Genomic DNA, 25,975 nt, shown 5'->3' on the forward strand with positions numbered 1-25,975 from the left:
TTCGGTTTCATCGCCAGTCGGTTTGCATTCCGCACGCAATATGCATAACGCAAAATGCCATCTGGTATATGGCATGCTGCATGCTCGCTGCTCAATCTCCTTCTCAACCTCCACGCCGCGTCTGGCCGTCATTCCGCCCTGCCCATGGATGTCCGTAAAACCACCCGCAAGCCAGTCGATCGCGACGATGCCGCATCTGCATCGAGAGCAGGTTTCGTGCGCGTTCGCGGCGCGCGCGAGCACAACCTGAAAAACGTCGATGTCGATGTGCCGCGCGACGCGCTCGTCGTGTTCACCGGTGTCTCGGGATCGGGGAAATCGTCGCTTGCGTTCGGCACGCTGTACGCCGAGGCCCAGCGGCGCTACTTCGAGTCGGTTGCACCGTATGCGCGGCGATTGATCGAGCAGGTCGGCGTGCCGCAGGTCGATTCCATCGAAGGCCTGCCGCCCGCCGTCGCGCTCCAGCAGCAGCGCGGCGCGCCGAATGCGCGGTCATCGGTCGGCAGCGTGACGACGCTGTCGAGCCTCGTGCGCATGCTGTACTCGCGCACCGGCAGCTATCCGCCGAAACAGCCGATGCTGTACGCCGAAGACTTCTCGCCGAACACGGTCCAGGGCGCGTGCCCGGTCTGTCACGGTCTCGGCCGCGTCTACGAAGTCACGGAAAAGTCGATGGTGCCGGACGACTCGCTCACGATTCGCGAGCGCGCCATCGCGGCCTGGCCGCCGGCATGGCACGGGCAAAATCTGCGCGATATTCTCGTCACGCTCGGTTACGACGTCGACACCCCCTGGCGCGACCTGCCGAAGAAAGACCGCGACTGGATTCTCTTCACCGAAGAGCAGCCGACCGCGCCCGTGTACGCCGGACTCACGCCGAAGGAAACGCAGGCGGCGCTCAAACGCGGCGCCGAGCCGAGCTATCAGGGCACCTTCACCGGCGCGCGCCGCTACGTGCTGCACACCTTCGCGCATACGCAAAGCGCGCTCATGAAAAAGCGCGTGTCGCGCTTCATGATCGGCAGCGATTGCGCCGCGTGCCATGGCAAGCGGCTCAAGAAGGAAGCGCTGTCCGTGACCTTCGCGGGGCTCGACATCGCCGAGTTCGCGCGGCTGCCCCTCAACCGTCTCGCCGATCTGCTCGCGCCCATCGCGCGCGGCGAATGGCCCGCTCACGCCGATGCGCCCGGCTCCGCGCTCACGAAGAAAGCGCGCGACGCCGCTGTGGCGCAGCGCGTCGCGGCGGGCGGCTCGGCGCACAAGGCCGCGCCCGACGTGCGCCGCACGGCCAACCTTTCCGGCGAGAAACGCGCCGCCGCTGAGCGCATCGCCGCCGACTTGCTGGAGCGGCTCGCCACGCTGATCGATCTCGGCCTTGGCTACCTCTCGCTCGATCGCGCGACGCCAACGCTCTCATCCGGCGAATTGCAGCGGCTGCGGCTCGCGACACAACTCGCTTCGCAACTATTCGGCGTCGTCTACGTGCTCGACGAACCGTCCGCGGGGCTGCATCCCGCCGACAGCGAAGCGCTCTTCGCCGCGTTGCAGCGTCTTAAGGCGGCGGGCAATTCGCTCTTCGTCATCGAGCACGATCTGAATACGATGCGGCGCGCGGACTGGCTCGTCGATGTCGGTCCGGCCGCCGGCGAGCGCGGCGGACATGTGCTCTATAGCGGACCGCCGGCAGGCCTCGCATCGGTCGTCGAATCGCAGACGCGCGCGCATCTTTTCGCCTCGCAGAAGACGAGCGAACGTGCGGCGCGCAAGCCGCGCGGCTGGCTGAGGATCGAGGGCATCACACGCAACAATCTGCATGGCATCGACGCGGCCTTTCCGCTCGGCGCTTTCACGACGGTCACCGGCATTTCAGGCTCGGGCAAGTCGAGCCTCGTCAGCCAGGCGCTGCCGGAACTCGTCGCCGAACGGCTCGGACGCGCGCTCGACGACCCTCAGGACGACGAGCAGGACCCGCTCTTCGCAGCCGCCGACGCCTCCGCGGGCGGGCGCATCGTCGAGGGCATGGAGACGATCCGGCGTCTCGTGCGCGTCGATCAGAAGCCAATTGGCCGCACGCCGCGCTCGAACCTCGCGACCTACACGGGCCTCTTCGATCACGTTCGCCAGCTCTTCGCCGACACGCCCGCCGCCCGCAAACGCCGCTACGGCGCGGGGCGCTTTTCGTTCAATGTCGCGCAAGGGCGCTGCCCGACCTGCGAAGGCGAAGGCTTCGTGAGCGTCGAGCTGCTGTTTCTGCCGAGCGTCTACACGTCCTGCGCGACGTGTCACGGCTCGCGATACAACCCGCAGACGCTGGAGATCGAATGGCACGGCAAGAACATCGCCGACGTGCTCGGCATGAGCGTCGATGCCGCGTGCGACTTTTTTGCCGATGAACCGAACGTGATGCGCGCGCTTGCCGTGCTGCGCGACATCGGTCTCGGCTATCTGCGGCTCGGGCAGCCCGCCACGGAACTTTCCGGCGGCGAAGCGCAACGCATCAAGCTCGCGACGGAACTGCAGCGCGCGCACCGCGGCGACACGCTCTATATCCTCGACGAACCGACGACGGGTCTGCATCCCGCCGACGTGGACCGCCTCATGGCGCAACTGCAGGGACTCGTCGATGCGGGCAACACCGTGGTCGTCGTCGAGCACGACATGCGGGTCGCGTCGTCGTCCGACTGGGTCATCGATATCGGTCCGGGCGCGGGCGAGGATGGCGGCAAGATCGTCGTGGAAGGGCCGCCGCAACGCATCGCGAAGCATGCCGCGAGCCGCACGGCGGGTTATCTGAGCGAGGCGCTCTCGTCGGACCGCGCGAGTTGACGAGTCGCGTCAATACAACCCTATCCATCGCCACACATAAAATCGCGCGATGCCGACCAGCTCGTGCAACGCGCGGTTCGAATCGAACAATGCGGCCGGTCGCAGCACCCAGCGCGAATCCGGTTCGCGTATCGAGGCCACCGCCGGCTGCGGATGTATGCCGAAACTGCCGAACGCGAGCATCGCGCGGCGCATATGCAGCGACGAGGTAACGAGCACCGACGTGTCGTATTGCCTCGACCGTAGCAGCTTTGCCGTATTACGCGCGTTCTCGTAGGTATCGAGACTCTGATTTTCGATGACGAGATCCGCGCGCTTCACGCCCGCGTCGAGCAGAAAGCCGCTATAGAGATCGGCTTCGCTCTGTTCATGATGCTGCGGATTGCCGCCGCTCATGACGACGAAGCACGACTTTTCCGTTTCGACACAGCGCCTGTAGAGCGATGCCGCGAGATCGATGCGGGCCATCCCATCGCCTTCGGGCACGAGACGCTTGTAGAAATCGTGGCGCGTGCCCCCGCCAAGCACGATGATCGCCGTGCGCGCACCCAGATGCGGCTCCCGCGCCGAGCCATACCCGGAATTCGCGATCCACACGAGCGGCCCCGCAAGCCAGCTTCCGAGCAGCCAGAATACCGCGCATGCCAGCATGAAAATCGTGGCGCGCCGTTTATTCCAGACGACGAACAGCAACACAAACATAAGCAGTAGCGCAATCAGTACCAATTACCTCACCCGCGTCCTTATATTTTCAGATTGCTTTCAATCTCGCATAAAACTTGCAAGATTGATATGGACAAACAATGCGCATTGCGTAAAGCACGGCCAGCAGGAGTTTGAACGATATCGGCGATTAAAAGCGTGCGGGTTATCGCACATAACGCCGCATGGCTCTTGGAAGCCCTCCGTGCGCCATCGCACGGACGCATAGTGCCGCAAATCCGTTAAATACGATCAAACAAAGAAAACGGCAGTGCGTGAGAGGAGGCTCGTGAAACCGTCTTCACGAGAGAAGAACAACACCGCTGTCAGCACGTTCCGGAATGAATGCGGCATTCGATAAGAATTCATCGTCGCAGTCCGGATTAAATTGACCGTTGGTCGGGTAACAGGGAAAACACACACAATGAAAACTGAATTGCGCCGTATCCTCGCCGAGTCCGCTCGTCTCGACGTGCCCATCGACACGCTCTCCGACAGCGACGATCTCTATTCCGCCGGTCTCTCCTCGCTTGCCACGGTTCATGTGATGCTCGCGATCGAAGATGAATTCGGCATCGAGATTCCCGACCACATGCTCACGCGCCGCCTGTTCTCGAGCGTCGATTCGCTCGCGGCGGCGGTCGATGAACTGCGTCGCGCGCAGGCGGCAGCATGAACGCGCCCGCCCAGGAGCTGGAGATCGCCGAGCTCGCGCAGAGCGCCGGCGCGCGCAGCGAAAGCGAGCTGATCGAAGCCGCGAAGCGTGTTGCCGCCGTCGCGGCGAAGCACGCCGATGCGGTGGACCGGCAGGCGCGCTTTCCCGCCGAAGCCGTCAAGGCGATGCGCGAAGAGCGCCTCTTCTCCGCGATGATCCCGGCGAGTTACGGCGGCGACGGTCTCTCGCTCACCGGCGTGGCGCGCCTGTGCGAAGCCCTCGCGCAAGGCTGCGCGTCGTCCGCGATGATCTATGCGATGCATCAGAGCCAGGTCGTGTGCATCGTCGATCACGGCGCGAACGTGGCGTGGCAGCGCGACTTTCTCGCGCGCATGGTCGGCGAGCAATTGCTGCTCGCATCGGCCACCTCGGAAGAGAACATCGGCGGCAACATGCGCACGAGCGCGTGCGCGGTCGATCTCGTCGATGACGCGTTTCGCATCGAGAAGCTCGCGCCGACCATCTCGTACGGCAAGTATGCGGACGCGATTCTCGTCACGGCGCGCCGTCATCCGGATGCGCCGCCTTCGGATCAGGTCCTGATCGTCGCGCCTCGCGATACGTTCACGCTCGAACAGCGCGGCACGTGGGACACGCTCGGCATGCGCGGTACTTGCAGCGAAGGGCATCGTCTCGTCGCGAGCGGCACCGCGGAGCAGATCCTGCCCACGCCGTTCTCGAAGATCGCCGACGAAAGCATGCTGCCCGTATCGCATACCTTGTGGTCGGCGGTCTGGTGCGGCATCGCGAGCGATGCGACCAACCGCGCGCATCAGTTTTTCCGCAATCAGGCGCGCGGCAAGCCCGCGTTGCCGCCTTCGGCCGCGCGGCTCTCGCAAGTGCTCACGCTCATCAAGATGATGCAGGCGCGCCTGCGCGAATCGCTCGCCAATGTCGAAGCCGCGAGCGCGCAGCGCGCGGCGCGCAAGGCGAGCCAGAGCAACGACGACGACGCGCCGCTCGCGGCATCGATCGGCATCAATGCCGACCTCAACATGCTCAAGCTGGCGATTTCGCAATCGGCCGTGCATGTCGTGCAAGAGACGCTGATGATCTGCGGCATGGCGGGCTACAAGAACGACACGCCGTTCAGCGTGGGACGGCATCTGCGCGATCTGCACTCGTCGCCGCTCATGATCAGCAACGACCGCATTGAATTGAACACGGCGAATCTGCTGCTTGCGCAGCGCGCCGCAACGGGGACACTTTGACGATGAACATGCCGACGGAACAGGCCGCGATGATGCAGGCCGAAGCACAACAAGCCCAACAAGCACAACAAGCGGAAGCGGCTCAGGCCCCGTACGATAAATCGGACCTGACCTTGCGCGATCGTCTCCTCGAGGCGGGCATTCTGCTCGACACGGGCGAAGACGGTCTGTATGGCCGCAGCGAAGTATTCGAGGATGTCGTCGAGCGCCTGAATCAGGCGATCACCATGCTCGGCGCCGATCAGCACGCGGAAGTGCTGCGCTTTCCGCCCGCGATGCGCCGCCGCGACTTCGAGGACAGCGAGTATCTGAAGAGCTTCCCGAATCTCGCGGGCACGATCCATAGCTTCCAGGGCAACGACCGCGGGCATCATCGCCTGCTCGAAGCGCTCGACAAGATCGTGCATGTCGGCGAAGAGGAAGAGCGCTCCGACGAATGGATGGATCAGCAAAAGCCCACGCGCCTCGTGCTCACGCCGGCCGCATGCTATCCGATCTATCCGCTCGTCGCGAAGCGCGGCAATCTCGCCGAAGACGGCGCGACCTTCGACGCCTTCTCGTACTGCTTCCGCCACGAGCCGTCCATCGATCCGGGCCGCATGCAGATGTTCCGCATGCGCGAGTACATTCGCGTAGGCAGCCCCGAACAGGTCATGGCGTTCCGTCAGAAGTGGATCGAGCGCGGCTCGCTGCTCGTGAACCTGCTCGAATTGCCTTTCGAGATCGATCTCGCCAACGATCCGTTCTTCGGGCGTGGCGGCATGATCGTCGCGGACAGCCAGCGCGCGCAGCAACTCAAGTTCGAACTGCTCGTGCCCGTCGCAACGCCCGATCGTCCGACCGCGTGCCTGTCGTTCAACTATCACCAGGATCACTTCGGCGAGCTGTGGCATATCCGTCAGGCCGACGACGAAGTCGCGCATACCGCGTGCGTCGGATTCGGCATGGAGCGCACCACGCTCGCGCTGTTCCGTCATCACGGACTCGATGTGAATGCGTGGCCCGAGAAAGTGCGCCAGTTGCTCTGGGGCGACAAGGCGCCGCTCATCGAACAAGGCCTCGCGAACCTGGGAACGAACGTATGAACGCACGCTCGCCGGCAGAAACCGTGATCGCCACGTCCACGCCTGCGGATAGCGGCTTTCAGCAACACGCGCTGCATCGTGAAGAGCGCGTGTGGCTGGAAACGAATTGCTACGTCGATCTGTGGATCGAGCTGCTGCATCACTACCGTTGCGATCCGCATGCGGGGCTCGGCTTCACGGTGACGCAGGCGTTCGAGGGCGATCAGTTCACCTTCCCGAAGTTCTCGCTCGACGATATCGCGCGGCTCTACGGCCTTCAGGCGCAGGAGCTCGCGATCTACGACACGGTGGAAGCGCACGTGCGCGAGCAGACGCGTCGCGGGCAGATGGTGGTGGTCGAAATGGATGCGTACTATCTGCCCGACACGCGCGCGACCGCGTACCGGCAGACGCATACGAAGACGACTATCGCCATCGACGCCATCGACACGGAAGCGAAGCGCATCACGTACTTCCATAACGCGGGCTATTTCGTGTTGTCGGGCGAAGACTACGACGGCGTCTTCCGTCTGATGCCCGGCCTCGCGAGCGACGTGCACGCGCTCTTTCCGTACGTCGAGTTCGTGAAGCGCGCGCGTGCCCCGCTCGAAGGCGAGGCGCTCGTGCAGCGCTCGCTCGAACTGCTTGCGTTGCGGCTCGCGGATCGTCCGCAGGTGAACCCCGTCGAACAATGGCGCGCGGCATTTCCCGAGCATTTGCGCGCGTTGCTCGAACGCGATCCTGCGTACTATCACCTCTACACGTTCAACGTGATGCGGCAGTTGGGCTCGAACTTCGAGTTGCTGGCGAAGTATCTCGGCTGGCTGGGCAAGCATGGCGTGGAGGTGCCCGTCGAGATTCAGACGAGCGCGCAGTCGCTCGCGAGCGAAGCGATGGTGATGCAGTTCCGTCTCGCGCGCGCCCGCATGCGTTCGCGCACCGACGCGTGCGAGGATTGCTTCGATTCGATGCAGGCGTCCTACGATAAAGTCATCGAGCCGCTTGCCGCGCGCTTTCTCTGAACGCCGAAGCCGCGCGATCCTCTCGCGCGGCTTCGTTTTCGTTCCCCATTCCATCGTCATCGAGGAAGGTCATGCACGTCTTGTCCGCGCACGCGCCGCTGCGTCTGTCCGAAGGCTGGCAATGCGCGAGCACACCCGCGGGCGCATACGCCACGCCCCCATCGCTCGACACGCTCACAGACACGCACGTGCACTGGATCGCTGCGCCCGTCCCCGGCACGATCGCTTCCGCGTTGCGCGCGTCCGGCATCGCCGATGAAGCGCTCGCGCAGCCGTTCGCGCATTCGGATCACTGGTATCGCGTGAAGATCGCGGGCGACGGCAAACGGCGCCTGCGCTTCAACGGGCTCGCGACTATCGCCGAAGTGTGGCTCGACGATCGCAAGCTGCTCGAATCGGATTCGATGTTCATCGCGCATGACGTCGATGTCGAACTGAACGGCGAGCACATGCTGCATCTGTGCTTTCGCTCGATCGCGCCCGCGCTCGCCGCAAAACGCCCACGCGCGCGCTGGCGTCCGAAGCTCGCGCAGCCGGCCACGCTGCGAAACGTGCGCACGACGCTGCTCGGGCATATGTCCGGCTGGTGCCCGGCGATTCAGCCCGCGGGCCCGTGGCGCGCGGTCGAGCTGATCGGCGCATCGCCTGCCTGCATCGACCGTGTGGACATGCACACGCGCGTCGAGGGACGCGACGGCATGCTCGACATCACGCTTCGCTTCTTTCACGCGCAAGCGCCCGCGCCGCATCGGATCGAATGCGGCGGCGTGCAAGCCACGCTGCACTGGCAGGACGCGCACACGCTGACGGGCAGCGTGCGCGTGCCGGACGTGCGCCTGTGGTTCCCCCATACGCACGGCGAGCCGGCGCGCTATGCGGTAAAGCTTAACGATATCGAACTCGGTGATGTCGGCTTTCGCACGATAGAAGTCGATCGCGGCGCGGACCAGCAGGGCTTTCGGCTCGTCGTGAACGGCGTGCCTGTCTTTGCGCGCGGCGCATGCTGGACCTCGGCGGATATCGTCGCGCTGGACGCGCCGCGCGAGAAGCTCGAAAGCATTTTCCGGCTGATGCGCGATGCCGGTCTCAACATCGTTCGCGTGAGCGGCATCACGCTCTACGAGTCCGATGCGTTCTACGCGCTTGCGGACGAATACGGCGTGATGATCTGGCAGGACTTCGCTTTCGCGAACTTCGATTATCCCGACGACGAAGCCTTTCGCGCGAGCGCGCAACGCGAAGCCGAACAGTTTCTCGCACGCACGCGGCGCTTCGCATCGCTCGCCGTGTTATGCGGCGGAAGCGAAGTGCATCAGCAGGCTGCGATGCTCGGCTTGCCTTTCGACGCCTATCAGCAGCGCCTTTTCACGGAACTGCTGCCGAACGCGATCGCCGCACACAGGCCCGATGCCGCGTATGTCGTGAACTCGCCGAGCGCCGCGCCCGGCGATACGGTATCGATGCCTTTCGGCACGCGCGGCGGCATCACGCATTACTACGGCGTGCCCGCGTATCAGCGATCGTTCGACGACGTGCGCCGCGCGCAAGTGCGCTTTGCCTCAGAATGCCTCGCGTTCGCGAACGTGCCTGACGATGCCGCGTTGCGCGCGTTGCCGAACCCGCGCGCGCACGAGCCGCGCTGGAAATCGGGCGTGCCGCGCGATCCCGGTTCCGCGTGGGACTTCGACGACGTGCGCGAGCACTACATGCAAGCGCTCTATCGCATCGATGTGCCGCGTCTGCGCTATGAAAATCCCGAGCGTTATCTGGAGTTGTCGCGCGCGATCGTCGCCGATGTGATCGGCGCGGTGTTCTCCGAATGGCGTCGCGAAGGATCGACCTGCGCGGGCGGCATCGTGTGGAATCTGCTCGATGTGCGGCCGGGCGCGGGCTGGGGCGTCATCGACGTGCTCGGCGCACCGAAGAGCGCGCTGCATGGACTCGCGCGCGTGCTGCAACCGGTGCAGGCGCTGATTCTCGACGAAGGCCTCGACGGCCTCGACGTGCATCTTGTCAACGAGACGGCACGCGAGATTCGCGCACGCGTCGAGCTGACGTGTCTGCGCGAAGGCGCGGTCAAAGTGGCGGGCGGTTCGCGCGATATCGTGTTGCCGCCGCGCAGCGTGCAACGCGTGTCCTCGAATGCGCTGATCGGCGCGTTCTTCGATATCGCGTATGCGTACCGCTTCGGGCCGCGCGCGCACGATGCGACGCATGTCGTCCTGCGCGATGCGGATACGGGCGACGTGCTATCGGAAGCGTTCCACTTTCCCGATCCGTCGATTGGCGAGCGGCGCGATATCGGCCTGCGTGCCTCGGTCGAGAAGGATGACGAAGGCTGGAGTCTCGTCGTCGAAACGGCGCAGCTCGCGCGCTGGGTGCATATCGTCGATCCGAACTATTACGCGCGCATCGACTGGTTTCATCTCGCGCCTGGCGGCACGCGACGCGTTCCGCTCGTCGCGCGGCACGCGAATGTGCGCGCCGCGCCCGAGGGCGATGTGTGCGCGGTCAATGCGCTGCGCAGCGCGACGTATCGCGCTGCGTGATGCGTCAAACCGCTCGCTTGCTGCGCCGGAACTGGTCGAACAGCACGGCCAGCAGCAGAATGCCGCCGCGAATCAGATACTGATAGAACGTCGGCACGTTGAGCAGGCTCATCGCGTCCTGCACCGCGCCCATGATGAGCACGCCGACGAGCACGCCCGAGATCGTCGCCACGCCGCCCGTCAGCGATACGCCGCCGAGCACGCACGCCGAGATCACGCCGAGTTCGAGACCGACCGATGTCTTCGGATCGCCGAGACTCATGCGCGACGCGAGCATCACGCCGGCGAAGCCCGTCACGAGCCCTTGCAGCACGAACACCGTGATCTTGATGCGCGTGACGGGCAGGCCCGCGAGCACGGCGGCTTCGCTGTTGCCGCCCACGGCCAGCACGTTCTTGCCGAACACGGTCTTCTTCAGCAGAAAGCCGAACACCACGAAGCCGATGATGTTGCTCCAGATCGGAAACGAGATGCCGAGAAACGAGCCGCCGCCGAGATCGAAGAAGCGTTCCTCGGAGATCATCACCGCATCGCCGTTCGAGGTCAGGAAGGCCAGGCCGCGCACCGCTTCCATCATCGCGAGCGTGGCGATCAGCGAATTGATCTTGAAGCGCGCGATCAGCACGCCGTTCACGAGCCCGACCGCACCGCCCGCGAGCACGCCCGCCACGATGCCGAGCGTCACGCTATGCGTCGCCGTGATGACCGTGGACGCCATCACGCCCGCGAACGCGACGATCGAGGCAACAGAAAGGTCCACCTCGCCCAGGGCGAGCACGAACATCATCGTCACGGCGATGGAGCCGATGAGCGTCACCGAAAGCAGCAAGCCCTGAATGTTGCGCGGCGTGAGAAAGCCCGGCACCGTCACGGAGAGCACCGCGAACAGCACGAGGAATACCACGACGATGCCCGACTTGTTGACGAGGTCCCACATGCGCGCCTGCGAAGGCGTGACCGGGGCGGCGCTGTCGCTTGCGGATGAAGTGCCTGGAGTTTGCATGAGTTGACTCATAATCTGTTCGTCCTTCCGTGCGCGGCCGTCAACGCGGCAGCGCGAGCTTGATCAGTTCATCGGGGGTGGCGTCGGCCTTGAGCAATGAACCCGCTATGCGCCCTTCCTTCATCACGATGATGCGATCCGCCACGCCGATCACTTCGGCGAGATCGCTCGACACCATGATCACCGTGCGCCCCGCTTCGGCGAGCTCGTACAGCAGGTTGTAGATCTCGGCGCGCGCGCCGACATCGATGCCGCGCGTGGGCTCGTCCATCAGAAACACGTCGATGCGTTCGGCGAGCCAGCGCGACAGAATCACCTTCTGCTGATTGCCGCCCGACAGCGTGCCGATCGCCGTCTCGCCGCTGCGCGTCTTGATCGCCAGCTTCGCGATGTATTCCTGCGCGAGCGCACGTTCGCGCCGGGCATCGAGCAGGAAACGCGCGGGACTGAAATGCCGGCGTGCGCTGATGTTGAGGTTGTCCGACACCGATGCGATCGCGACGATGCCTTCCTGCTTGCGATCCTCGGGACACAGCGCGATGCCCGCGCGCACCGCATCGCGCGGACTCGCGAACGCCACGCGTTTACCCTTCAGCTCGACGTGTCCCTCGCTCGCCTTCGTCGCGCCGTAGATGAGCTTCATCAACTCGGACCGGCCCGCGCCGACGAGCCCGAAGAAGCCGAGAATCTCGCCGCGCCGTGCGCTGAACGAGACCGGCTCGGACAAGCCCGGCCCGAGCAGACCCTTCGCTTCGAGCATCACGTCGCCGGCTTCGCGCGGCCGATAGCCGTACACATCGGTGATCGAGCGGCCCACCATGCAGCCGATCAGACGATCGCGTTCGAGATCCGCGACGGACTCGAACGTCTCGATGCGCTTGCCGTCGCGAAACACCGTCACGCGATCGCACAGCTCGTAGACTTCGTCCATGCGATGCGTGACGTAGATGATTGCGCGGCCATCGGCGCGCAAGGCATCGATGATCCTAAAGAGCTGCGCGGTTTCGCGCGCGGAGAGCGACGACGTGGGTTCGTCGAAGGCGATCACGCGCGCATCGCGCATCAGCGCCTTGCCGATCTCGATCATCTGCCGCTGACCGATCGAGAGATGCTTGACCGGCGTGCGCGGGTCGATGCGTTCGCCCAGGCGCTCAAGTTCCTTCATCGCGCGTTGCACGAGGGCGCGTTCGTCGAGCACGCCGCCACGGTTCGGCAAGGCGCCGAGCATCAGGTTCTCCGCAACCGTCAGCTCGGGCACGAGATGCAGTTCCTGATAGATGATCGCGATGCCCGCCGCGATCGCCTCGCGCGTCGACGTGAAGCGCTGCTCGATGCCGTTTAACCGCAACGTGCCCGCAAGCGGCTTGTTCACGCCGGACAGCACCTTGAGCAGCGTCGATTTGCCCGCGCCGTTCTCGCCCATCAGGCCGTGCACTTCGCCCGCGCGCACCGACAGCGAAACGCCGTCGAGCGCGCGCACGCCGGGGAAGCTCACCGTGATGCCGTCGAGTTCCAGATAGCCGGCGCTCGTTGCCGGCGCGCGCGTTTCATCCAGCGTCGTCGTATCCATGACGCCTTAGATGCCGAGTTCGGTACGCACCGACTTCCAGTTCTCGCGGGTCATCAGCTTGCCCGTGGTCTGCGTGTCGGCGGGCGGCTGCTTGCCCTTGCGAATCCATTCGACGAGGTTCTGCGCGCTGTCCTTGCCATGATTGGTCGAGCTCACCGCGATCGTGCCGAAGAAGCCCGTCTGCTCCTTCTTCTGGAACTCCGCGAAGGCCTCGCCCGCGCCGTTGATGCCCACGCCGATGACATCGGCCGAAGCAATGTGCAGTTGCTCCGTGGCGCGCACGCCGCCCAGCACGCTTTCTTCATTGAGCGCGAAGATCACCCACTTCTTGATGTTCGGATGCTGCGCGAGCACCGGCGACGCCGCATTGAAGCCGCCTTCGTCGTCGGTGGTCTTTTGCGGCGCATCGAAGATGTTCTCCTTCTTGAAGCCGCCCGCGATCAGCGCTTGCGTGGCGCCGTCGGTGCGCAGCTTCGCGGTCGGCAGTTCGTAATCGGTGATGCGCAACGCGCCCACTTCCTCCGGCTTCCAGCCGCGGCGCTTCATCTCGCCCGCGATGGCATCGCCGACCTGATTGCCGATCTTGAAGGCGGACATGCCCAGATGCGGCACGTTCGAAAGCGGCTTGCCGGATGTATCGACGAGCTGATCGTCGACGGATACGAACTTCATGTTGTAGCGCTTCGCGCGCGCCTGAATCGCCGGTCCGAGGCGCACGTCGGGTGCGCAGATCACGAAGCCCTGCGCACCTTGAGCGCCGAGATTGTCGATAGCGGCCAGCACTTTCTCGCCGTCCGGCGTGCCGATGTTCACGGACGTGAAGTTCTCCTTCTGCCCGAGCGCCGTCGAGGCCTTCTGTTCGTTGATGAACCACGCCTGTTCGGGCATCTTCACGAGAAAGCCGATCTTGAGCGGCTCGTCGGCTTGCGCCGCGCCGTGCATCGCGAAAGGCCCGGCGATCATCGCGGCCATCATGGCGCGCAGGGTCAGGCGGCGGAAAGTGCTGGTCATGTCGTATGTCTCCTTGTGTTGGCTTTTGTGTAGATGATGCGGGTGCTGCTAACGCCCGAACGGCTCGGTTTCGATAGGACGTCCTGTGAGAAACGCATCGGCAACGAGGGCGAGCGGCCGTACATCGACGTCGCTCTGCTTGGTTGCGACGAGTTCGTGAAAACGCTCGTACAGCGCGGGATATTCGCGCTCTGCCGGAAGCACGATGTCCTTGCCCGCGATCGACAAGCGCTTGCCGCCTTCGCGCATCGAGAGGCGGCCTGCGTCGGTTTCGATATCGATGTCCCATTCCTCGACGGGGCCGTGACGCCAGTCGAACACCGCGCGCACGGGCGCACCGTTGGTCGCGACGCAATCGAGTTCCGCCGCGATGGGCGTGGACGTATCGCTCGGCGTAGTGAGCGTGGCCGCGCGCAACGCCACTTCATGCGGCAGGATGCGCGTGACGATCGAGAGCGCGTTGATGCCCGGATCGAACACGCCGAGACCGCCCGGCTCCCAGATCCATTGCTGGCCCGGATGCCAGCGGTGCACGTCTTCCTTCCAGCGCACCTCGACCGAACGCAGAGCGCCCGCCTCCTTCGATGCGAGCCACGCGCGCGCGGGCTCCACCGCGCTTGCCGCCCGCGAATGCCACGACGCGAACAGCGTGCAGCCGCGCGCACGCGCGATGTCATGCAAGGCGACGACCTCGCTCACGCTCGCGCCCGGCGGTTTTTCCAGCATGACGTGCTTGCCCGCTTCGAGCGCGGCCAATGCCTGCTCATAGCGCACTTGCGGCGGCGCACAGAGCGAGATCGCGTCGAGCGATGGTTCGGCGGCGAGCAGCGCGCCGATATCCTCGTAATTGCGCACGCCTTCGACGCTCGCGTTCCGGCTCGCGCACGCGACGAGTTCGAATCCCTGCTGCGCCGCGATCGCGGGCAGATGCTGGTCACGCGCAATCTTGCCGATGCCGACGACGCCGAGTTTATAGACCGTATTCATGCGATGCCTCCTTGTCTCCGATTGGGTGGGCGAGCGTTCACGATAACGCTATCGCGCCCAGCGCAACACCAGCGGATCGAGACGTCGCGCAATGGCGATCAGCTCATCGCGCGTTTCGCGGCCCATCGCGGGCAGCGGATGACGCGGCGCATCGCATGCGATCACGCCGCCCTCCTTCATCAGCGCCTTCGCCGCGAGCAGGCCCGCCTGCCGGTTCTCGTGATTGATGAGCGGAAGCCAGCGCTGATACAGCGCGAACGCTTCGTCGATGCGCCCGTTGCGATGCGCTTCGATGATCGGACGAATGCCATCGGGGAAGCCACCGCCTGTCATCGAACCGGTCGCGCCCGCGTTGAGATCGGCGAGCAGCGTGATCGCTTCTTCGCCATCCCACGGTCCTTCGATCGCCTCGCCGCCGAGTTGAATCAGCTCGCGCAGCTTGTTCGCCGCGCCCGGCGTTTCGATCTTGAAGTACGACACCTGCTCGATCTCGCGAGCCATGCGGGCAAGAAACGGCGCGGACAGCGGCGTGCCCGCGGCCGGTGCGTCCTGGATCATGATCGGAATGGTCAGGGCATCCGAAAGACGCGCGTAGAACGCGTAAATCGCGGCTTCGGGCACGCGGAACGTCGCGCCGTGATAAGGCGGCATGGCCATGACCATCGCGGCGCCGAGTTCCTGCGCGCGCCGGCTGCGCTCGATGCACACGCGCGTGCCGTAGTGCGACGTCGTGACGATTACCGGTACGCGGCCCGCGACGTGTTCGAGAATGACGCGCGTGAGCGTGTCGCGTTCATCGTCGGCGAGCGAGAACTGCTCGGAGAAATTCGCGAGAATCGCGAGGCCGTCCGAGCCTGCATCGATCATGAAATCGACTGCGCGCTTCTGGCTTTCCAGATCGAGCTCGCCGGATTCGGTGAAGGTCGTCGGCACGACCGGGAAGATGCCGCGATAGCGTGGATGGGCGAGGCTCGTCATGCTGGCGTCCAGAGTGAATTGAATGGGAATCTCATGGGTTCATCGGGCGCGCGGCCGGTCGAGCGCGCGGCGCACGACGAAGGTGACGACGACCGCCACGAACAGCATCGCCGCCAGAAAGTAGAGGCCGTCCGCGAGATGGCCCGTGCGATCCTTGATGAAGCCGATGCCCGCGGGCCCGAAATAGCCGCCGAGATTGCCGATGGAATTGATCGTCGCGATACCGACGGCCGCGCTCGCGCCGGTCAGGAATTGCCCCGGCAACGCCCACACGACCGGCTGAATCGCATACAGCGAGAACGCGGCGAGGCAGATGAACGCGAACTGCAACGGCGCGCTGCCCGCCCATGCGCTGCCCGCCAGCATCAATGCGCCGAAGCTCGTCACCGCCACGATATGGCCATAGCGCTCGCGCTTCCTGTCGGAGTGACGCGGCACGATGCACAGCCCGACTACGGCGAAGAGATACGGCACGGCGGAGAGCAGGCCCGTCATCGAATCGGTGACGCCGAAGCTCTTGATGATCGTCGGAAGCCACAGCGAAAGACCGTAAATCGCGAGCGGAAACGGCAGGAACAGCAACGCGAGCAGCAGCACGCGCCCGTCCTTCAGCGCCGCGAGCGGATTGCCGTGCGCCTTCAGCGCGTAGGCTGCGCGGTCCTCGGCCAGCTTGCGCTCGATCCACGCGCGATCCGCCGGCGCGAGCCAGCGCGCATGCTCGGGCGACTCGGGCAGCACGCGCAAGGTCGGCAGCGCGAGCAGCACGGCGGGCAGGCCGCTCACGACGAACAAGGTCTGCCAGTTCGACATGCCGAAGACCCCATGCGTCGACAGCAGCCAGCCGGCGACCGGCCCGGTGACGATGCCGGAGATCGGCTGCGCCAGCATCAGCAAGCCGATGATGCGCGCACGCTGACGCAGCGGAAACCACTTCGTGAAGTAATACAGGATGCCCGGATACAGCCCCGCCTCCGCCGCGCCGAGCAGAAAGCGCAGCGCATAGAAGCTCATCGGGCCGCGCGTGAGCGCCATCGCCATCGTGATCACGCCCCACGTCGCGAGAATGCGCGCGAACCACACGCGCACGCCAAAGCGCTCCAGCGCGAGATTGCTCGGCACCTCGCACAGGAAATAGCCGATGAAAAAGAGGCCCGCACCGAGGCCATACGCGGCGTCGCTCAAGCCCACCGCGGCGTTCATATGCAGCTTGGCAAAGCCGACCACCGTGCGGTCGATGTAGGCCACCACGTAGATCAACGCGAGAAACGGCAACAGCTTGCGCACCAGCAATCCGATGATGCGGCGCTCGCTCGCGTCCGGATGATCGATCGCGCGATCCGTCCCGGGTGCGGTGCGTTCCAGCGCGGCCGCGTTTTTCGAATTCATAGGGTTTCCTATTTATCTGCAATCTCGACCGGCATCGGCGTGCCGGTTCGTTTCAAGAGTCCTCGATTTAGCCATGCGACGCGCACGATAACAACGCTCTCAGGTTCTTTTGGGAGTTTTCAATGCGAATGCCGGGGCACGGCCGCGCCGCGCTTGCCGACGAGAAAGTCGAGGTCGCAGCCTTCGTCCGCCTGCAGAACGTGATCGACATAAAGCCGCTGATAGCCGCCCTCGCCGTGCTTGCGCGGCGGCTCGCGATCGCTCATGCGGCGCGCGAGTTCTTCATCGCTGATGTCGAGATGAAGCGTGCCGGCATCGCAGTCGAGCTCGATCCAGTCGCCGTCACGCACTGCCGCAAGCGGCCCGCCCGCCGCCGCTTCCGGCGCGACGTGCAGCACCACCGTGCCGTAAGCGGTGCCGCTCATGCGTGCGTCCGAGATGCGCACCATGTCCTTCACGCCCTGACGCAGCAGCTTGGGCGGCAGGCCCATGTTGCCGACTTCGGCCATGCCGGGATAACCCTTCGGCCCGCAGTTCTTCAACACGAGCACGGAGTGCTTGTCGACATCGAGCGATTCGTCGACGATGCGCTCTTTGTAGTGCTCCAGGTTCTCGAACACGACCGCGCGGCCGCGATGCCTGAGCAACTCGGGACTCGCCGCGGAAGGCTTCAGCACCGCGCCGCGCGGCGCGAGATTGCCGCGCAGAATGCGAATGCCGCCATCGTCGATCAACGGATTGTCGAGCGTACGTATTACTTCGTTATCCGTAATAGGCGCGCTCTTCACGTTCTCCCACAGCGACTTGCCGTTCACCGTGAGGGCATCCGGATGCGGAATCAGGTTGGCTTCGCCCAGACGCCGCAGCACGGCAGGCAGGCCGCCTGCGTAATAGAACTCTTCCATGAGGAAGCGGCCCGAGGGCATCAGATCGACGATGGTGGGCGTGTCGCGGCCGATGCGCGTCCAGTCTTCCAGTTCGAGCGGCACGCCGATGCGCCCCGCGATCGCCTTCAGGTGAATGACCGCGTTGGTCGAGCCGCCGATCGCGGCGTTCGTGCGGATCGCGTTTTCGAACGCCTCGCGCGTGAGAATCTTCGAGAGCGTCAGCCCTTCGAGCGCCATCTCCACGATGCGAATGCCCGACATATGCGCCAGCACGTAGCGGCGCGAATCGACGGCGGGAATCGCGGCATTGTGCGGCAGCGACGTGCCGAGCGCTTCGGCCATGCAGGCCATCGTGGACGCGGTGCCCATCGTGTTGCAGGTGCCTGCCGAGCGCGACATGCCCGCTTCGGCGGAAAGAAACTGATGCAGGTCGATCTCGCCGGCCTTCAGCGACTCATGCAGTTGCCACACCGCCGTGCCCGAGCCGATGTTCTTGCCGTCGAGCTTGCCGTTGAGCATCGGGCCGCCCGTCACGACGATCGCGGGAACGTCGCAGCTTGCCGCGCCCATCAGGAGCGCGGGCGTGGTCTTGTCGCAACCGGTGAGCAGCACGACCGCGTCGATGGGATTGCCGCGAATCGCTTCCTCGACGTCCATCGCGGCGAGATTGCGCGTAAGCATCGCCGTCGGCCGCAGATTCGATTCGCCGTTGGAGAACACCGGAAACTCGACGGGAAAGCCGCCCGCTTCATAGACGCCGCGCTTCACGTGCTCCGCGATCTTGCGAAAGTGCGCGTTGCACGGTGTGAGCTCGGACCACGTATTGCAAATGCCGATGACCGGCCGGCCATCGAACTCGTGATCCGGAATGCCCTGGTTCTTCATCCAGCTTCGATACATGAAGCCGTTCTTGTCGTTGGTGCCGAACCATTGCGCGGAGCGCAGCTTGGGCTTCGATGCGGCCATCGGTTTCATCCCCGTCAAAAATTCGATTTGGCGAAGTCTAAAAGGCCGCGAGATAATGGACTAATGAAAAGTTGGACGTTATCGATATACAAACCAGCATTCGTATAAACCCCTACATGCTGAATCCCAGTCCCTGGTATGTGCGCAATCGCCTGAAGACGCGGCAGCTTCTGCTGATCGTCGCGCTGGCGGAAGAAGGCAATATTCATCGCGCGGCGGCCGTGCTGAACATGACGCAGCCCGCCGCGTCGAAGCTCTTGCGCGAGCTGGAAGAAACGCTCGGCGTGGCGCTATTCGAGCGCGAACCGCGCGGCGTGCGCGCGACGTTGTATGGCGACGCGATGATCCGTCACGCGCGCGCCGTGCTCGGCAGTCTGGATCAGGCTCAGGAAGAACTCGTCGCGCTTGCGTCGGGACGGCTCGGACATGTGGCGCTCGGCGCGATCACGTCGCCGGGCGTGCGGCTTTTGCCCGCCGCCGTCGCCGCCGTGAAGCGCGCGCATGCGGATATCCGCATTTCCGTCGAGATCGATACGAGCAACGTGCTGCTCGAACGGCTCGCGCAGGAAAAGCTCGATATCGTCATCGGCCGGCTCTCGGTCGAGCATGACAAGGTGCGGCTGCGTTACGAGCAGCTTGCGGGCGAGCCGGTGCGCGCGGTCGTGCGCGCGGGGCATCCGTTGCTGAAGGAGAAGGCGCTCACATTGAGCGACGTGCGCGATGCGGCGTGGCTCGTGCCGCCCGCGGGCAGCGTGTTGCGGCATCGCTTCGAACTGATGTTCCAGCGCGCGAGCCTCGCGCCGCCGTCGAATGTCGTCGAGACGGCGGCGATTCTCTTCATCACGCAAGTGCTGGAACAAAGCGACATGATCGCCGTCGTGGCGGAAGACGTCGCGCTGTATTACGCGCGGCATGGCATCGTCGACATGCTGCCGCTGCCGATGGATTGCCAGATGGACGACTTCGGCATCGTCACGCGGGCGGACCGGCTCTTCACGCCGGCCACGGAAGTCATGGTCGATGCGTTGCGCGCCGCCGCCCGCGAGGTGTACGGCGCTCAGGCCGTCGCCGCCAGCTCCACCGGCGCGCGATAACGTCCGATCAGACGCTCGCGCTTGCTTGCAACCGCCGCCATGTTGCGCGCCTTCACGTGGCCGAAACCGCGGATTTCGTCGGGCAGCTTCGCGAGTTGCAGCGCGGTGTCGAAGCGGTCGGCATCGAGCGTCGCGCAGAATTCGTCGACGAGCGCGATGTAATCCGCGATCATCGCGCGCTCCGTGCGGCGCTCTTCCGTCTTGCCGAACACGTCGAGCGACGTGCCGCGCAAGCCCTTCATCTTCGCGAGCACGCGGAATGCGGGCAGCATCCACGCGCCGAAGCGCTGCTTCACGAGATGGCCGTGCTCGTCATGCTTGGCGAAGAGCGGCGGCGCAAGATGGAACATGAGCTTGTAATCGCGGCCCGGCTCGCCTTCGAACTGTTCGCGTAGCTTGTCGAGATAGGCGGGATCGGCATAGAGGCGCGCGACTTCGTACTCGTCCTTATAGGCCATGAGCTTCGCGAGATTCTTTGCCACCGCGCGCGTCAACGGCAGCTTCGGGTTCAACGACTTCTCTTTCTCGCGCATACGTTCGACCACGCTGCGATACGAACGCGCATACGCTTCGCTTTGATACGCCGTGAGCAAGGTCTCACGCGTCGCAATCACGTTTTCCAGCGACTCGGGCATCTTCATCACGATCGCATGTTGCGCGGGCTTGATGAGCTCGCCCACGCCATGCTGGGCGACGAATCGTCCCCAGTTGAACGCGAGCACGTTCTTCTCGACGGCAACATTGTTCAGTTCGATCGCGCGCTTCAGGCTCGCGAGTTCGAGCGGCAGCCAGCCCTTCTGCCATGCAAAGCCCAGCAGCAGCGGATTCGAATAGATCGTGTCGCCGAGCAGTTTGAGCGCGAGCGCGTTGGCGTCGATGAATGCGCAGCCCGCGCCGATGCTGTCCTGCAACGCCTGCTCCGTCTGCGCGGCCGGAAAGGTCCAGTTCGCGTCCGTGACGAAACCGGCGGTCGGCGTCGCGCCGCTGTTGATCGCCGCCTGCGTCACGCCGTTGCGGGTGCGCGAGAGCACGTCGTTGGAAGCCGACACGATCGCATCGCAACCGATCACGAGCCGCGCTTCGCCCGTCGCGATACGCGTGGCGTGCAGGGCGCGAGGCTCCGGCGCGATCTGCACATGACTCAGCACCGCGCCGCCCTTCTGCGCGAGGCCTGCCATGTCCAGCACCGTGACGCCCTTGCGCTCGATATGCGCCGCCATGCCGATCAATCCACCGATCGTCACGACGCCCGTGCCGCCCACGCCCGTCACGAGAATGCCGTAAGGCTTCGAGAGCGCGGGCAATGAAGGCGACGGCAGCTTGTCGAAGTCGGGCTTGGTTTCCTTCGACGCCCGGGGCTTGCGAACCTGCGCGCCTTCGGCCGTCACGAAGCTCGGGCAGAAGCCTTTCACGCACGAAAAGTCCTTGTTGCACGACGACTGATTGATCTTGCGCTTCGTGCCGAGCGGCGTGTCCATCGGCTCGACGGACAGGCAGTTCGACTGCACCGAGCAGTCGCCGCAGCCTTCGCACACGGCATCGTTGATGAACGCGCGGCGCGCCGGGTCGGGATACGTTCCGCGTTTGCGGCGGCGGCGCTTCTCCGTCGCGCAGGTCTGATCGTAGATGAGGATCGTCGTGCCTTGCGTATCGCGCAACTCGCGCTGAATGCGGTCGAGCTCGTCGCGATGATGCACATTCACGCCGTCCGGCAATGCGACGCCCGCATCGTACTTCTGCGGCTCGTCCGTGACGATGACAATGCGTTTCGCGCCTTCCGCATAGACCTGATGCGCGATCTGCGGCACGGTCAGCACGCCGTCGACGGGCTGGCCGCCTGTCATCGCGACAGCGTCGTTATAAAGAATCTTGTAGGTGATGTTCGCGTTCGCCGCGATCGCCGCGCGCACCGCGAGCAGGCCCGAATGAAAGTACGTGCCGTCGCCGAGATTGACGAAGACGTGCTTGTCGCCGGAAAAATGCATCTGTCCGATCCACGCGACGCCCTCGCCGCCCATCTGGCTGAAGGTTTCGGTCTTGCGGTCCATCCACATCGACATGTAATGGCAGCCGATGCCCGCGAGCGCGCGCGAGCCTTCGGGCACGCGCGTCGACGTGTTGTGCGGGCAGCCCGAGCAGAACCACGGCTTGCGCTCGACATCGACGCGCGGCTTCACCGCTTCACGTTCTTTCGCCTCGATGGTTTCGACGCGCGCCAGCATGCGGGCGCGCACGTCGGCGGGAAGATCCGCGCGCGCGAGACGGCGGGCGATGGCCTTTGCGATCAGCGCGGGCGACAGCTCGTAATGCGCGGGCAAAAGCCAGTCGCCGCGCGGCACGGACCATTCGCCGCCTTCATTGTCGCGTTCGTCGAACTTGCCGTAGATGCGCGGGCGCACGTCCTCGCGCCAGTTGTACAGCTCTTCCTTCAGCGCATATTCGAGAATCTGCCGCTTCTCTTCGACGACCAGAATTTCTTCGAGACCCGTCGCGAATGCGCGCGCGTCCTGTGCATCGAGCGGCCACACACAGCCTACCTTCAACACGCGCAGACCGATCTGCGCGCACGTTTCATCGTCGAGGCCGAGATCGACGAGCGCCTGACGCACGTCGAGATACGCCTTGCCCGCCGTGATGATGCCAAAGCGCGGCTTGTCCGAATCGAGCACCACGCGATTGAGCTTGTTCGCGCGCACATAGGCCAGCGCGGCGTACCACTTCTCGTCGAGCAGGCGCGCTTCCTGTGCGAGGGGCGAATCGGGCCAGCGAATGTTGAGACCTTCCGCGGGCATCGCGTAATCGGCCGGCGTGACGATCTCCACGCGGTCCGGATCGAGATCGATCGACGCCGTCGATTCGACCACGTCGGTCACGCATTTCATCGCGACCCACAGGCCAGAGTAACGGCTCATGGCCCAGCCATGCAGACCGTAATCGAGATATTCCTGCACGTTCGACGGATACAGCACCGGAATGCCCGCCGCGATGAACGCATGATCCGACTGATGCGCCACCGACGATGACTTCGCCGCGTGGTCGTCGCCCGCGAGCACGAGCACGCCGCCGTGCTTATCAGTGCCGGCAGAGTTGGCGTGCTTGAACACATCGCCCGTGCGATCCACGCCCGGCCCCTTGCCGTACCACATGCCGAACACGCCGTCGCGCGTCGCGCCCGGCCACAGATTCACCTGCTGCGTGCCCCAGATTGACGTCGCCGCGAGATCTTCGTTCACGCCCGGCTGAAACACGATGTCGTTGTCTTTCAGGTGCTGCTTCGCCTTCCAGAGCGACTGATCGAGCGCGCCGAGCGGCGAGCCGCGATAGCCCGAAATGAAGCCCGCCGTATTCAGTCCGGCACGGCGGTCGCGCGCTTTTTGCAGCATCGGCAGGCGCACGAGCGCCTGCGTGCCGCTGATATAGACGCGGCCTTTCTCCAGCGTGTATTTATCGTCTAGGGAAACATCGGTTGCTGCGGCCAGCGCGGCGCGATCGGGTGCGTTCATGAGGGGCGTGTCTCCAGGTTCGGGGCATTGTTTTTTGCGCAGTATAGAAAGCTGAACCGCTATCGTAAAATCACGAATAAACAACTCTGGTATTCGAAAATCAGATGGCCTTCGATCTCACGCTTCGCCAGTTGCGCTATTTCGTGGCCGCCGCGCAAACCGGCCAGTTTTCGATGGCGGCGGCCAACGAGCACGTGTCGCAATCCGCGATCACGAACGCGGTGCTGGCGCTGGAAAGCGCGCTCGGCACGAAGTTGTTCGAACGCATGCCGCAAGGCGTCGCGCTGACGCCCGATGGTCAGGACTTTCATCACCACGCGCGCCGCGTGCTCGACGCCGCGCGCGACGCCATGCATCAGCCGCGCTTTCGCTCGCACGACATGCGCGGCGTGGCACGCATTGCCGCGTCATATACGGTGCTCGGGTATTTTTTGCCGGAGTTGCTCGCGCGCTTTCGTGCGACGTATCCGTTCATCGATTTCGACTTGCGCGACATGGAGCGCGCCGATATCGAAACGGCTGTTGCAAACGGCGAGGTCGATATAGGCGTCGTGCTCTTATCGAATCTGCAGCGTCCGGAGCGTTTCGACAGTCAGGTATTGATGCGCTCGCGACGCCAGTTGTGGGTCGCGCCGACGCATCCGCTCGCGCAGCAGCACGCCGTGTCGCTGAAAGATATCGCCGCGCATCCGTACATCCTGATTACCGTCGATGAAGGCGAGCAATCGACGATGCGCTACTGGCATAAGAAGCGCCTCGCACCGAACATCGCGTTTCGCACGAGTTCGATGGAGGCGCTGCGTGGACTGGTGGCGCATGGCTTCGGCGTCACCGTGCTATCGGACATGGTGTTTAGGCCCTGGTCGCTCGAAGGCAAGCGCATCGAAGCGCGGCCCGTGAACGACGCCATTCCTCATATGGAAGCGGGCATGATCTGGCGCAAGGGCGCCGTGCTGGACGCCCCCGCGACCGCCGTGCAGCAGTTCCTGATTCACGCGTGCGGCGGTTAGCCGAGTCAATGCGAAATGCTTTCGAGCGATTTGCCGAGCGTGCGCGGGCCCATCAAGCCGATCGATAACATCACGAGCAGCATCGCGCCCGCGATGAAGCCGAATACGCCCGTCACGCCCGCCTCTTTCAGCACGAACGCGATCGCGAACGAACTGAACACGGCCGAGAGCCGGCTCCACGAATAGACAAAGCCGACGGCGCGCGCGCGGATCGTCGTCGGATAAAGCTCCTGCTGATACGTGTGATACGTGAACGAGATGATATTGCCCGCGAGCGTGAGCATGACGCCGAGCGCGACGATCGTCATGGGACCGCCCGCCTGGCTGAACAGCAGGCCCGCGACGATATTCACACCCGCCATGAAGACGATCACATGCTTGCGCTCGAACCGGTCCGCGATCCAGTAGCCGAGCAGCGGACCGATGGGCGCGGCCAATCCGATCACGGTCGTATAAAGCAGGCTCGACGTAACCGTCACGCCCTGTTTCACGAGCAAGGTCGGCACCCAGTTCGCGAAGCCATAAAAGCCGACCGTCTGGAAGATATGAAAGACGATCAGCATCAGCGTGCGCTTGCGATATGGCGGCTTCCACATATCGGCGAAACCGGCCTTCTTCGCGATCGGATCGGACGGACCCGGCGCGGGCAGCGGCTTGCCGTATTGCCGCGAGACCTGATCTTCGAGACGGCGCAGGACGGCATCGGCTTCATCGACGCGGCCTTTGCTTGCGAGCCAGCGCGGGCTTTCCGGCAGATTGCGGCGAAAGTACCAGACGAAAAGCGCACTGACGCCGCCGGCCAGCGCGACCCAGCGCCAGCCGTCGAAACCGAACGGCGCGTGCGGCACGAGCAGATACGAAAGAAATGCGACCACGGGCACGGCGGAAAAGCCGATCGCCTGACACACCGCGAAGGCTCTGCCACGCAGATGTTTCGGGGCAAGCTCCGACATGTACGTACCGATCGTCACGAGTTCCACGCCGATGCCGAGTCCCGACACGAAGCGCCAGAAGTTGAGCCATAGCGCGGTGTCCTGAAACGCCATCACCGTATTGGCGGCGACGTACCACAGCAGCGAGTAGGTGAAGATCGCGCGGCGTCCGTAACGGTCCGCGAGAAAGCCGCACGCGATCGTGCCGATGAAAAGCCCGCAGAACAGTGCGGCGATGAAACTCGCGATGCCTGTCGTGCCGAACAGGCCCGCTGTCGTCGACGTGAGAATGCCGCTTTTCACGAGCCCCGGCGCGATATAGCCCGTGAAGAGCAGATCGTAAAGCTCGAAGAAAAAGCCGAGGCTCAGGAGAAAGATGAGCTTCCATACCGCGCGCGTCGCGGGAAGCCGGTCGAGGCGCGCCGAGATGCCCGCCGTGTCCTCTGTGTTCGCGATCGCCGGAGCGTCCGTTAGCGTGCGGCCGGCGGCGTCGTGCAGACTCGAAGTGCCCTGCATGATAGCCATTGCTGTCTCCTTTAGTTATGCCGATGCCGCATCG

General features: G+C 64.4%; 18 protein-coding genes. 8 read left to right on the forward strand and 10 right to left on the reverse strand.

What is annotated here, in order from left to right:
* Positions 1–144: 144 nt before the first annotated feature.
* Positions 145–2,826, forward strand: a complete 2,682-nt coding sequence (locus LY284_RS32610) for an excinuclease ABC subunit UvrA (RefSeq protein ID WP_233390555.1) — start codon at positions 145–147, stop codon at positions 2,824–2,826.
* 9 nt (positions 2,827–2,835) lie between these two features.
* On the opposite strand, the gene LY284_RS32615 is transcribed toward LY284_RS32610, so the two are convergent.
* Positions 2,836–3,528 carry a YdcF family protein gene (locus LY284_RS32615; RefSeq protein ID WP_233390557.1) on the reverse strand — a complete coding sequence of 231 codons (693 nt, stop codon included), beginning with the start codon at positions 3,526–3,528 and terminating at the stop codon, positions 2,836–2,838.
* 424 nt (positions 3,529–3,952) lie between these two features.
* Here LY284_RS32615 and LY284_RS32620 point away from each other — a divergent pair, with 424 nt between their 5' ends.
* The 5 genes from LY284_RS32620 to LY284_RS32640 all read left to right on the forward strand — a co-directional run bounded on the left by LY284_RS32620 (position 3,953) and on the right by LY284_RS32640 (position 10,089).
* Positions 3,953–4,204, forward strand: coding sequence for an acyl carrier protein (locus LY284_RS32620; protein WP_045460334.1), 252 nt, complete (start codon positions 3,953–3,955; stop codon positions 4,202–4,204).
* Positions 4,201–5,454: an acyl-CoA dehydrogenase family protein gene (locus LY284_RS32625; protein ID WP_233390559.1), complete on the forward strand. Its 1,254-nt coding sequence runs from the start codon at positions 4,201–4,203 to the stop codon at positions 5,452–5,454. Before LY284_RS32620 ends, LY284_RS32625 begins: the two co-directional genes overlap by 4 nt.
* Positions 5,455–5,486: 32 nt before the next feature.
* Entirely contained in the window at positions 5,487–6,539 is a 1,053-nt protein-coding gene (locus LY284_RS32630; RefSeq protein ID WP_233391099.1) for an amino acid--[acyl-carrier-protein] ligase, read from the forward strand.
* A complete protein-coding gene (locus LY284_RS32635) occupies positions 6,536–7,540 on the forward strand; it encodes a DUF1839 family protein (RefSeq protein WP_233390561.1) in 1,005 nt (334 codons plus the stop codon). The genes LY284_RS32630 and LY284_RS32635 overlap by 4 nt, the downstream gene beginning before the upstream one ends.
* 71 nt (positions 7,541–7,611) lie before the next feature.
* Positions 7,612–10,089 carry a glycoside hydrolase family 2 protein gene (locus LY284_RS32640; RefSeq protein WP_233390563.1) on the forward strand — a complete coding sequence of 826 codons (2,478 nt, stop codon included), beginning with the start codon at positions 7,612–7,614 and terminating at the stop codon, positions 10,087–10,089.
* 4 nt (positions 10,090–10,093) lie between these two features.
* Here LY284_RS32640 and araH read toward each other — a convergent pair whose 3' ends face one another.
* The 7 genes from araH to LY284_RS32675 form a co-directional block, all read right to left on the reverse strand.
* A complete protein-coding gene (gene araH / locus LY284_RS32645; protein WP_014252186.1) occupies positions 10,094–11,104 on the reverse strand; it encodes an L-arabinose ABC transporter permease AraH in 1,011 nt (336 codons plus the stop codon).
* Between the two features lie 28 nt (positions 11,105–11,132).
* Positions 11,133–12,662 (reverse strand): L-arabinose ABC transporter ATP-binding protein AraG, encoded by a 1,530-nt coding sequence (gene araG, locus LY284_RS32650; protein ID WP_233390564.1) that lies wholly within the window; start codon positions 12,660–12,662, stop codon positions 11,133–11,135.
* 6 nt (positions 12,663–12,668) lie between these two features.
* Positions 12,669–13,673: an arabinose ABC transporter substrate-binding protein gene (locus LY284_RS32655; RefSeq protein ID WP_014252184.1), complete on the reverse strand. Its 1,005-nt coding sequence runs from the start codon at positions 13,671–13,673 to the stop codon at positions 12,669–12,671.
* A gap of 48 nt (positions 13,674–13,721) precedes the next feature.
* On the reverse strand, positions 13,722–14,660 hold the full coding sequence (locus LY284_RS32660) for a Gfo/Idh/MocA family protein (protein ID WP_233390566.1): 939 nt from the start codon (positions 14,658–14,660) through the stop codon (positions 13,722–13,724).
* Positions 14,661–14,708: 48 nt separating this feature from the next.
* On the reverse strand, positions 14,709–15,638 hold the full coding sequence (locus LY284_RS32665) for a dihydrodipicolinate synthase family protein (RefSeq protein ID WP_233390568.1): 930 nt from the start codon (positions 15,636–15,638) through the stop codon (positions 14,709–14,711).
* A gap of 39 nt (positions 15,639–15,677) precedes the next feature.
* The gene (locus LY284_RS32670) at positions 15,678–17,024 is read right to left on the reverse strand and encodes an MFS transporter (RefSeq protein ID WP_233390570.1); all 1,347 of its coding nucleotides are present in this window, start codon (positions 17,022–17,024) and stop codon (positions 15,678–15,680) included.
* A 119-nt stretch (positions 17,025–17,143) separates the two neighbouring features.
* A complete protein-coding gene (locus LY284_RS32675; RefSeq protein ID WP_233390571.1) occupies positions 17,144–18,877 on the reverse strand; it encodes an IlvD/Edd family dehydratase in 1,734 nt (577 codons plus the stop codon).
* Between the two features lie 116 nt (positions 18,878–18,993).
* Here LY284_RS32675 and LY284_RS32680 point away from each other — a divergent pair, with 116 nt between their 5' ends.
* Positions 18,994–19,971 carry a LysR substrate-binding domain-containing protein gene (locus LY284_RS32680; protein ID WP_233390574.1) on the forward strand — a complete coding sequence of 326 codons (978 nt, stop codon included), beginning with the start codon at positions 18,994–18,996 and terminating at the stop codon, positions 19,969–19,971.
* On the opposite strand, the gene LY284_RS32685 is transcribed toward LY284_RS32680, so the two are convergent.
* Complete coding sequence (locus tag LY284_RS32685; RefSeq protein WP_233390575.1) at positions 19,935–23,474, reverse strand: indolepyruvate ferredoxin oxidoreductase family protein; 3,540 nt, start codon at positions 23,472–23,474, stop codon at positions 19,935–19,937. The two genes, LY284_RS32680 and LY284_RS32685, sit on opposite strands and share 37 nt — an antisense overlap.
* Before the next feature lie 104 nt (positions 23,475–23,578).
* On the opposite strand from LY284_RS32685, the gene LY284_RS32690 reads away from it, so the two are divergent.
* Positions 23,579–24,484: a LysR family transcriptional regulator gene (locus LY284_RS32690; RefSeq protein ID WP_045460305.1), complete on the forward strand. Its 906-nt coding sequence runs from the start codon at positions 23,579–23,581 to the stop codon at positions 24,482–24,484.
* Between the two features lie 5 nt (positions 24,485–24,489).
* Here the strand turns inward: LY284_RS32690 and LY284_RS32695 are convergent, their stop codons facing one another.
* Positions 24,490–25,941 carry an MFS transporter gene (locus tag LY284_RS32695; protein ID WP_233390577.1) on the reverse strand — a complete coding sequence of 484 codons (1,452 nt, stop codon included), beginning with the start codon at positions 25,939–25,941 and terminating at the stop codon, positions 24,490–24,492.
* Positions 25,942–25,975 lie beyond the last annotated feature (34 nt).

It is taken from the genome of Caballeronia sp. PC1 (genome assembly GCF_021353155.1).
GTDB classification, from domain to species: Bacteria; Pseudomonadota; Gammaproteobacteria; order Burkholderiales; family Burkholderiaceae; genus Caballeronia; species Caballeronia cordobensis.